The sequence below is a fragment of the Protofrankia sp. Cr2 genome, assembly GCF_963555885.1.
In the GTDB taxonomy this organism is placed as follows: Bacteria; Actinomycetota; Actinomycetes; order Frankiales; family Frankiaceae; genus Protofrankia.
In genome coordinates this window covers 1-9,483 of the sequence record NZ_CAUVXG010000095.1, presented here as the reverse complement: position 1 = coordinate 9,483, position 9,483 = coordinate 1, and the positions used below count along the sequence as shown (strand labels likewise).

The window sequence follows — 9,483 nt, the reverse complement described above, 5'->3', positions numbered from 1 at the left end:
ACGCCGTCCACCTGAAGGAACGCCGTCGCCTTGATGCGACCTCGTTCGTCCAGCGGAAGGTCGGTGTTGGTGAGCAGTGGGTGGGCTTTCACCCCGGCCGTCCAGATAATGGTCTCGGCATCGAACTCCTCGCCGCTGTCGAGCACGACGTGTCCGTCGACGAGACTTTTCACCCGGGTGTTGACTTTCATTTCAATGCCACGGTGCTCAAGCTGCTTCAAGGTATACAGACCCATCGCCGGCGAAACCTCGGGCAGCACCCGCCCACTCGCCTCGACCATGACCCATCGCATATCCGACGGCGACAGCTCGGGATAGAACTTGCAGGCGTCGCGTGCCATGTCCTCAAGCTCGGCGATTGCCTCGATACCCGCGAACCCGCCACCGATGAACACAAATGTCAGCGCTCGGCGCCGAAGCTGGGGGTCGTTGCTGGACGCGGCGGAGTCCATCCGCTCGATGACCTTGTTTCGTATGTGGATCGCCTCGGCCACACTCTTGAAACCGATGCCCAGTTCGGCGAGGCCCGGGATCGGCAGCGTCCGCGCGACAGACCCGGGACACCCGACCAGGATGTCGTAGCGAAGTTCGTACGGTGTGCCCTGGTTCGGTGCGATATATGCCCGTCGCTGGGCGTGGTTGATGCCGGTCACACTGCCACTGACAACCCTGCAGGCATTCAGCACACTACGTAGTGGCACAACAACATGGCGCGGTTCGAGGTTACCCGCCGCCGCTTCGGGGAGAAACGGCTGATATGTCATGTACGAGTTGGGTTCGACCACCGTCACGGTCGCCTCGCCCTGACGCAGTCGACGCTGAAGACGCAAAGCCGTGTACATACCGACGTAACCGCCGCCCACAACAAGGATGTGCGGAGGATGTCCAAAGCTCATACAAAAAAGGTACTCGCCACCACCGTGCTATGCCTCGTGATACGCGATCAGTGGTGCGGGCATCCACGTGACATGCACCACGCGGAGATCAACATGATGACACCCATGGTGATCGTGGTTCCGTTATTTATCATCGACCGGCACGCCCAGGCCGGCCGCACCCGCCGCATTGGCGAGCACCGCGTCGAGCATCCCGGCCGTGACCCGTCCGGTGAACGTGTTCTGCTGGCTCGGGTGGTAGCAGCCGAGGACAACCAAACCCCCGCCGCGTTCATCCCTGAGAACGACCCGGCTCGCGTGTCCGAATGTCGGGCGGCGCGGCGGTACGGGGTAACCGGCCCGTGCCAGCGCCGGCCACAACGCCGTCCAGGCGAACCCACCCAGCACAACAACCACGCGCAGCGTTGGGCGCAGGAGCTCGAGATCCCGGACGAGCCATGATCTACAGACGTCCCGCTCAGTCGTGGTCGGCTTGTTCGCGGGCGGAGCGCAGCGGACGGCGGCCACGATGCGGGTAGCGACTAGACGCTGACCGTCACCGGCCGACACCGACGTCGGCAGTTGCGCCAGCCCGACCCGGTACAGCGATGCGAACAGCCAGTCACCGCTGCGGTCTCCGGTGAAGATCCGTCCCGTACGGTTGCCGCCGTGCGCAGCCGGCGCCAGCCCCACGATGAGTACCCGGGCATCAGCAGGGCCGAACGAGGGTACCGGCCGGCCCCAGTAACGCTCATCAGCGAAGGCGGCCCGCCGTTGCGCCGCGACCTCCTCACGCCAGTCGACCAGGCGGGGGCAGGCTCGGCAGACCGACATCCGGGCGTCCAGCTCGACCGTATCGCCCGCGCCAGCGGCCAGCCGTTCCACCTCGACTGCGGTGAGCGCCATCGGCGTCGCATGCGACGCGGGATCGCCCGGCCAGCCCGAGCCGGGCACGACCGGCCGGCGATCATCGGCCGAACCGACATCAGCCGCACGATCATCGGCCGCACGAACGTCACTTTCGGTACCGCGGATCCCGTCCACACCGACAAACCTAGAGCGCCCGACAACAGAACAGTGAATCAAGCAACAAAATCAGCTGAGCAGGGAGAAGGCGATGCCGTCGAGGATGTCGTGCTCACTGGCGATCACTGCTGATGCGCCGACCCGCTCGACCAACGTGCGCAGCACCAGCGCACCCGCGACGATCACGTCGACCCGGCCGGGATGCATCACCGGGAGCGCGGCCCGCTGCGCGTGCGACATCGCCGCCAGCCGGTCTGTCACAGCGACGACATCCGGCGCGGCGGTCACCGACAGATGAATGCGGTCCGGGTCGTAACCGGGTAGATCGGCGGCGAGGGCCGCCACCGTGGTGACCGTTCCGGCCACCCCGACGAGCGTCGCGGCGCAGCGGATCGGCACCGTCTGCTCGGCCAGGTCGAATGCGGCGTGCGCGTCCGCCACCACCGCCGCGAGCTGCCCGGCGGTGGGTGGATCGTCGTGCAGATGCCGTTCGGCCAGCCGCACGCACCCGATGTTCACCGATCGTGCCGCGTGCACGCTGTCGGCGTCGCCCAGGACCAGCTCGGTCGATCCGCCGCCGATGTCGGCCACCAGGAACGGCTCAGGATGCCCGTGCAGCTCTCCGGTGGCGCCGGCGTAGGACAGCGCAGCCTCCTCGTCACCGGTGATCACCTCGGGGTCGACACCGAGGATCGAGCGCACCCCCGCCACCAGCACGTCCCGGTTGCGGGCGTCCCGGGTCGCGCTGGTGGCCACCATCCGAACCTTGGCGGCACCGAGCCTGTCGATCTCCTTGGCGTAGTCGCGCAGCGCCGCGAATGTCCGGTCCAGCGCGTCAGGGGCCAACTCGCCGGTCCGGTCGACCCCGGCTCCCAGTCGGACGATCTCCATGCGGCGGACCAGGGCGTGCAGGCGCGGCGTGGTCCGACTGAGCGCAGGCGTGGTGCTCGCTGCGCTTGCCGCTGCTCCGCTTACCGCTGCTCCGCTTACCGTCTCTTGGCTGGCCGCCTCATCGCTGGCCGCCTCATCGCTGACCGCCTCCGCGACCAGCAGCCGGATCGAATTAGTGCCGCAGTCGACCGCGGCCACGCGGGTCATGGCAGGTCAGCCTCTCGTTCGGTGGTGGGGTCGGGTCCGGCGTGCACGCACGGCCCGCGGACCCCCCAGTCGGCCATCAGCTCCAGCGCCTCGTCCCCGAATGGGTTAACCCCCGAACCGGCCACCAGACTGTGCGCGACCAGCACGTGCAGGCACTTCACCCTGGTCGGCATACCACCGGCACCCGGTGCGCCGGGCAGCTCGCCAAGGGCGTCGCGGCGGGCCAGATAGTCCCGATGCGCTCTGTCATACCTGCGAGCAAGATCGCCATCGTGGGTGCGGTCGGCGACGAGCCGCTCGGTCATCTCCCGCATCAGGCCGGACGCCTCCAGCCGCCCGATCGCCGACGCCGCCCGCGGGCAGGTCAGGTAATACAGAGTGGGGAACGGCGTGCCGTCCTCCAGCCTGGGCCAGGTCTCGACCACGTCCGGCAGGCCGCAGGAGCACCGATGGGCAACCCGGTGCATCGCCCGCGGCGCCCGGCCAAGCTGGCGCGCGACAACCGCGTGATCCTCCGGGCCTACCGCTGGACCAGCCTCCGGGCCGAGCTCCGGGCCGACCGCTGGACCGCGCTGCGGACCGACGAGATCGCCGGTCATCGCGGCGTGGCCGACGGGGTCGGCGTCGTCACCGACGGACGGGAAGCCGCCTGACCACCGCCTGGCTGAGTACCAACCGAGGACTGTCCCGCGCCGACCGTGTCCGACCACAACCGCGAGAACCACGGTGCCTCGGTTGCGGCGGCGCCGGGTGCAGGCGCCGCCGACGTGGGCACCGCCGCCGATACCAGGTAGACCGTCTCCCCCGGCTGCGTGAAGTGCAGCCGCGTCCTGGCCTCGTCCCGGGTCCATTCGGGATCATCGTAACCGGCCACCGCGGTCTTCAGGGCCTCCACCCGTTTGCGCTGGTCGACGTTTTGCGCGGCGAGCTCATTGAGCTGGCTCTGCTGCTGGAGGTAGAGCCGCCACGGGTAGGCGAGGGTCAGTATGAGCACGCAGATCACCACCACCAGCAGTGTCATGCGGGTGGTCAAGGCGGTACGGCGCGCCCCTGCCATCAGCCGGCCGTCGACGACCAGCGTGGGAAGGCCGCGGCGCCACCGTAACGGGCGGCATCGTCGAGCTCTTCCTCAATGCGCAGCAGCTGGTTGTACTTGGCGACCCGCTCGCTGCGCGCCGGAGCACCGGTCTTGATCTGCCCGGCGTCGACGGCCACCGCGAGGTCTGCGATGGTCGTGTCCTCGGTTTCGCCCGATCGGTGCGAGATCATGCACCGGTAGCCGTTGCGATGGGCGAGCGAGACCGCATCCAACGTCTCGGTCAGGGTGCCGATCTGGTTGACCTTGACGAGCAGGGCGTTTCCGGCCTTCTCTGCGATGCCCCGGGAAAGCCGCGCCGGGTTGGTGACGAACAGGTCGTCACCAACGAGCTGCACAGCATCACCGAGGCGTGCTGTGAGCTGCACCCATCCGCTCCAGTCGTCCTCGGCGAGCGGATCCTCGATCGACACGATCGGGTAGGCGGCGACCAGCTCGGCGTAGTAGTCGCTGAGCTCCTCGGCGGTACGCGTGGCGCCCTCGAACCGGTAGGAGCCGTCCGAGAAGAACTCGGTCGAAGCCACGTCGAGAGCAAGGGCGATGTCCTCCCCGGGCCGGAACCCCGCCTTGTCGATGGCCTCCACGAGCAGGTCGAGCGCGGCCCGGTTGGCCGGCAGGTTCGGGGCGAAACCGCCCTCGTCACCGACGGCGGTGGCCAGCCCCGCTGCCTTGAGCACGCCTTTGAGGGCGTGGTACGTCTCAGTGCCCCACCGCAGTGCCTCGGCAAAGGTCGACGCCCCGATCGGGGCAATCATGAACTCCTGGATGTCGACGTTGGTGTCGGCGTGCGCGCCACCGTTGACGACGTTCATCATCGGCACCGGCAGCAGATGCGCCCCGGGACCACCCAGGTAGCGGAACAGCGGCAGGGCCGACGCTTTCGCGGCGGCTTTGGCGACCGCGAGGCTCACCCCGAGAATGGCGTTCGCCCCCAGATCGGACTTGTCCGGCGTGCCGTCCAGGTCCAGCAAGGTCAGGTCGAGAATCCGCTGCTCGGTGGCTTCCAGGCCCAGGATCTCAGGCTCGATGCGGTCGATGACACCGGCGACCGCCTTGCCGACGCCCTTACCGCCGTAGCGGTCGTCGCCGTCACGCAGCTCGACCGCCTCGAAGGCGCCGGTGCTCGCGCCGCTGGGTACGGCGGCACGGCCGAGAGTGCCGTCGTCCAAGACGACCTCGACCTCCACGGTGGGGTTGCCACGCGAGTCAAGGATCTCGCGGGCTCGTACGGCCTCAATGGACGGCACGGGTCTCGACCTCCGGGGTGACGCATCCGACGGGACTGTCGCGAGTGCGACTATTGCGAGTACGACGTTGGCGCGTGCGACTGTGGCGAGTGCGTGGACCGGACGGACATCGGCGACACCAGCTGTTGGCGAGACCAGCTGTTGGCGACACCGACATGTACGGCCCGGCCGAGACTATCGTCAGCAGGCCCCGCGCCACGCACGTTCGGCTCGCCACGCCGAACGCCCCTGAATCCGGACACGGTGGACGCGCCACCGGTCCGATGCCACACCAAGGTGATCTAGAGGACACCGGCCCGCCGGAGCACGCCGAAGGCCGTCAGGTGACCTGGCCGATCGGCGGCATCAGCAGCGGACCGCCCAGCGGCAGTCCGGCCCGCGCCGCAACCGTCGCCAGCGGACCCCAGCCGCCGGTGAACGCCGCACCGCCGAGCACGCCTGCCATGCCCGTGATACCGCCTATACCACTCATACCCGCCATACCGACCGCGGCGGCCGCAGGGTCCTCACTCGAGCGCGGAGAACGCAGCCGGTCGGTCAGCCCGACCTTGGGCAGGAGACGCAGTCGCGGGGTGTCCGAGCCGGGCCGGCCGACTTTCTCCCAGGCCAGCTCGCAGGCCCGAGAGAACCCGCCCAACTCGTCAACCAGACCTCGGTCACGCGCGTCGGCGCCCGTCCACACCCGGCCACGGGCGACCTCGTGCACAGCCTCGGGCGACATGCCCCGACCGGCGGCGACCTTGGCGACGAAATCGTCGTAGACCCGGTCGAGAAACTCCTCCAGCTTCGCCCGCTCGGACGGGCTGAACGCGCGCTGCGGCGAGGTCATCAGCGCGTTCTCCCCCTCGGCGACCGCACCGAAGCGCACACCCATCTTGTCCAGGAGTTCCCGGACGACCTGCTTGCCGCCGAACACCCCGATCGACCCGGTGAGGGTCCCCGGGTTCGCCACGATCGCGTCCGCGCCGAGCGCGACGAAGTACCCGCCGGACGCGGCGACCGAACCCATCGACACCACGACCGGGCGGCCGCTCGCCTGGAACCGTTCGACCTCCCGACGGATCAGGTCGGAGGCCACATACGAGCCGCCGGGACTGTCGACGCGGAACACGACCGCGGCGACATCATCGTCACGGCCGGCGGCACGGAAGGCGGCGGTGAGCGCGTCCGAGGTCATGGCAGGACCAGCCAGCGGCGAGCGGCCCGGACGGCCGAGCACCACCGGTCCCGTCCCGTGGATGACAGCGATCACCCGGCGCCGCTGCGACCGCGCCGGGCCCCGCGCGGGCAGGGTGGCGACGCGCAGCCGGGACGCCTCCCGACGCACCGACGCACGGCGGTAGTGGGACAGGTACACCAGCGTCCCGCCTTCGCCTTCGCCCTCGCCCTCGCCCTCGCTGGCGTCAGGCACGGCCCGGCGGGCGTGTGCCCGCGCGGCGGCGTATACCTCGTCGCGGTAGCCCAACCGGTCGACGAGGCCCGCGCGCACTGCCTGCTCACCGGACAACGGCGCGTTGTCGATCAGGTCACGGACCCGGTCCGGCGGCAGGTCACGCCCGGTGGCGATGCCATCAATGATCATAGCCAGGCTGGACGCGACGATCCGGCCGCTCGCCTCCAGGTGCGCGGCGGTGAAATCACGCTCGACGAACATGTTGACGGCGTTCTTGTACTCATGGCGCTGGCCGACCTGGATTTCAATCCCGAGCCGGTCCAGGGCATCGCGCAGGAACGGCGTTTCCAGGGCCACCCCGGTAATGCCCAGATCCCCCGGCGGAGCGAGCCAGATCTCGTCGAAGGCGGACGCGAGGTAATACGGGACGGTCCCGCCGCCGAACTCGCCGAATGCATCCGAATAGGCGAAGGCGGTGCCACCGGCGTGCCGAAAAGCGATCACCGCGTCGCGAATCTCCTGGGCACGCGCGAGCGGCATCCCACAGGGGGCGATCCGCGCGATGAGCGTGGACGCGCGGCCATCGTTGCCGGCCCGACGCAACCCGTCCACAATGGCGCGCAGGGACGGCCGGCGACGCGTCAGGGCCGCGGCCACCGGGTCTGCGGGTACGCCCTCGGTCGGGTCGACGGTCAGGTCAAGCTCCAGGACGATCGGCGCGGACCGCCCGGCATACACCCGGTGGACGCTCGCCCATGCCTGCCGCGCAGAGCCTCCTGCCATGCCTCCTGCCATACGGTGAGGCTACGCGCATCAGCAGGTACTCTCATCGCGCCGGGATTGCGCCGGTGCGGGGGATCAAGGGGGGCGGGCACCGCCGTGGGCACACCGGGCTGTTCGGCGACGGGTATCTCGGCGACGGGTATCACCGCACTCGCCTCACAGCCCTGCTCCTGGAGCATCCGCTCCCGGGTCATCCACCCCCGAGCCATCCATCAACGCCGGATGCGCTGATCAATGGTGAGCGGCAGAACGCCTCCACAACTACCGCCCAACGTCAAACCACGACGTAACAATGACCCGTTGAGGCTCGGGCGCTACTGGGTGCTGGGCCTCCTCGGCGAGGGCGGCATGGGTACGGTCTATTACGGCTACGCCGAAGATGGTCGCCCGGTGGCAATCAAAGTGGTCAAGGCTGAGCACGCCGAGAACACGGAGTTTCGCGAACGCTTCCGACGGGAGGCCGACAACGCACGGCGGGTCGCGTTGTTCAGCACCGCCCAGGTACTCGACTTCAATGTCGATGCGCCGCGGCCGTTCCTCGTCACCGAATTCATTTCCGGCCCCACACTGGCCCAATGGGTCCGCGAACACGGCGCCATGACCGGTAGTAACCTCGGCCAGCTCGCGGTCGCCGTTGCGAGTGCACTGCAGGCAATTCACAATGCCGGCATCGTGCATCGCGATCTGAAGCCGTCGAACGTACTCATGTCCCCGACCGGCCCCCGGGTCATCGACTTCGGCATCGCCCGAGCCCTCGACGCAAGCGCCGGGTTCAGTCGCGGTACCTCCCGCATCGGAACCCTCGGTTACATGGCTCCAGAACAGATCCGTGGCAAGGAAATCACCCCCAGCGCGGACGTCTTCGCCTGGGGCGGCATCACCGCATTCGCCGGAACCGGCAATCAACCGTTCGGTACCGGTGACGAGATCACGCTGATGTACCGGACGCTCGACGAAAAGCCGATTCTCGACGGGCTCGAAGCGACACTACGGCCACTCGTCGAGCGGGCGATGCGCAAAGAGCCGACCGAGCGTCCATCGGTCCGTGACATCCTCGACTCGCTTCTCGACAAGCGGAACGCAACACACCCCTCCAGCCCGTTCCCGAAGTTGTCCACCCCGGCAACCCCTCCCAGGGCTACCTCGCGAGTAGCTGAAACCCCACGGCGGCCCGATCAGACACCCCGGCCGACACCCCGGCCGACACCCCGGCCGACACCCCGGCCGACACCCCGGCCGACACCCCGGCCAGAGCAATCATCTGCCGCCCGGTTGCCACCGCCGCCAGCAGCATCAGCACAGGCGGCGCAGGCAACGCCAATGTCAATGCCGAGAACGCCATCCACTCCGGTGCGGGAGCGGCCAGCACGCAAGGAGACATCGAAGCCTGCAGCCAGGCGATCGCTACAGTCGGCATCGGTCATTCCTTTCCTCGTCCTCATGCTGATCGCCGTCCTGGTCCTGGCACTCATGACGCACGCTCGTGGTGCTCCGCGGGCGGACAACAGTACACCCGATGCGGTGGAGATCTCGCGATCCCTTGCGGCACAGGCCGACGACGCAGGAACGCGGGATCCGCAGTTGGCAGCGCGGTTGAGTCTTGCTGCCTATCGTGTATCGCAGACCACCGAGGCACGGTCGAGCATGCTCACCGCAATGGGTCGGGCGAATCCGGCAATAATTCAGGGAAACGCCCAGGCGGTGCGTATTACCGCATTCCATCCGAACAAGAAACTGCTGGCAACCGGTGGCGATGATGCGCAGACCCGGCTCTGGGACCTCGACGACCCGGCCCACCCACAGCAGGTCGCGACTCTGGGACGCAATAGCGGTGCCGCGCTCGCGCTGGCATTCAGCCATGACGGAAAATTCCTCGCGGTCGGAGGTGGAGGAGGAGATTCCACCGGCGGCACGATCGTGATCTGGGACATCACAGAACCACGATTTCCTCGGTATCAAGCGACC

Annotated in this window: 8 protein-coding genes; 1 reads left to right on the top strand and 7 read right to left on the bottom strand. The window is 68.3% G+C overall.

Features of this window, described 5'->3' with window-relative positions; genetic code table 11:
• The 7 genes from U9978_RS23285 to sppA all read right to left on the bottom strand — a co-directional run.
• A partial coding sequence (locus U9978_RS23285; RefSeq protein WP_416211115.1) for an NAD(P)/FAD-dependent oxidoreductase occupies positions 1–896 on the bottom strand: 896 nt, incomplete at its 3' end.
• A 123-nt stretch (positions 897–1,019) separates the two neighbouring features.
• Positions 1,020–1,781: a uracil-DNA glycosylase gene (locus U9978_RS23280; RefSeq protein WP_322763285.1), complete on the bottom strand. Its 762-nt coding sequence runs from the start codon at positions 1,779–1,781 to the stop codon at positions 1,020–1,022.
• A 189-nt stretch (positions 1,782–1,970) separates the two neighbouring features.
• The gene (locus tag U9978_RS23275) at positions 1,971–2,999 is read right to left on the bottom strand and encodes a Ppx/GppA phosphatase family protein (RefSeq protein WP_322763283.1); all 1,029 of its coding nucleotides are present in this window, start codon (positions 2,997–2,999) and stop codon (positions 1,971–1,973) included.
• Positions 2,996–3,598 (bottom strand): DUF501 domain-containing protein, encoded by a 603-nt coding sequence (locus U9978_RS23270; RefSeq protein WP_322763282.1) that lies wholly within the window; start codon positions 3,596–3,598, stop codon positions 2,996–2,998. The genes U9978_RS23275 and U9978_RS23270 overlap by 4 nt, the downstream gene beginning before the upstream one ends.
• Positions 3,595–4,020 (bottom strand): septum formation initiator family protein, encoded by a 426-nt coding sequence (locus tag U9978_RS23265; RefSeq protein WP_322763281.1) that lies wholly within the window; start codon positions 4,018–4,020, stop codon positions 3,595–3,597. The genes U9978_RS23270 and U9978_RS23265 overlap by 4 nt, the downstream gene beginning before the upstream one ends.
• 35 nt (positions 4,021–4,055) lie before the next feature.
• Positions 4,056–5,342, bottom strand: coding sequence for a phosphopyruvate hydratase (gene eno, locus U9978_RS23260; protein WP_322763280.1), 1,287 nt, complete (start codon positions 5,340–5,342; stop codon positions 4,056–4,058).
• Between the two features lie 319 nt (positions 5,343–5,661).
• Positions 5,662–7,518, bottom strand: a complete 1,857-nt coding sequence (sppA, locus tag U9978_RS23255) for a signal peptide peptidase SppA (protein WP_322763279.1) — start codon at positions 7,516–7,518, stop codon at positions 5,662–5,664.
• Positions 7,519–7,755: 237 nt separating this feature from the next.
• Between sppA and U9978_RS23250 the strand changes: the two genes are divergently transcribed.
• A partial coding sequence (locus tag U9978_RS23250) for a serine/threonine-protein kinase (protein WP_322763278.1) occupies positions 7,756–9,483 on the top strand: 1,728 nt, incomplete at its 3' end.

Excerpts from the sequence above, each read along its gene's own strand:
- U9978_RS23280 (WP_322763285.1), bottom strand. The coding sequence starts at position 1,781 with ATGGCGCTCACCGCAGTCGAGGTGGAACGGCTGGCCGCTGGCGCGGGC.
- U9978_RS23265 (WP_322763281.1), bottom strand. The coding sequence starts at position 4,020 with ATGACACTGCTGGTGGTGGTGATCTGCGTGCTCATACTGACCCTCGCC.
- U9978_RS23275 (WP_322763283.1), bottom strand. The coding sequence starts at position 2,999 with ATGACCCGCGTGGCCGCGGTCGACTGCGGCACTAATTCGATCCGGCTG.
- sppA (WP_322763279.1), bottom strand. The coding sequence starts at position 7,518 with ATGGCAGGAGGCTCTGCGCGGCAGGCATGGGCGAGCGTCCACCGGGTG.
- U9978_RS23270 (WP_322763282.1), bottom strand. The coding sequence starts at position 3,598 with ATGACCGGCGATCTCGTCGGTCCGCAGCGCGGTCCAGCGGTCGGCCCG.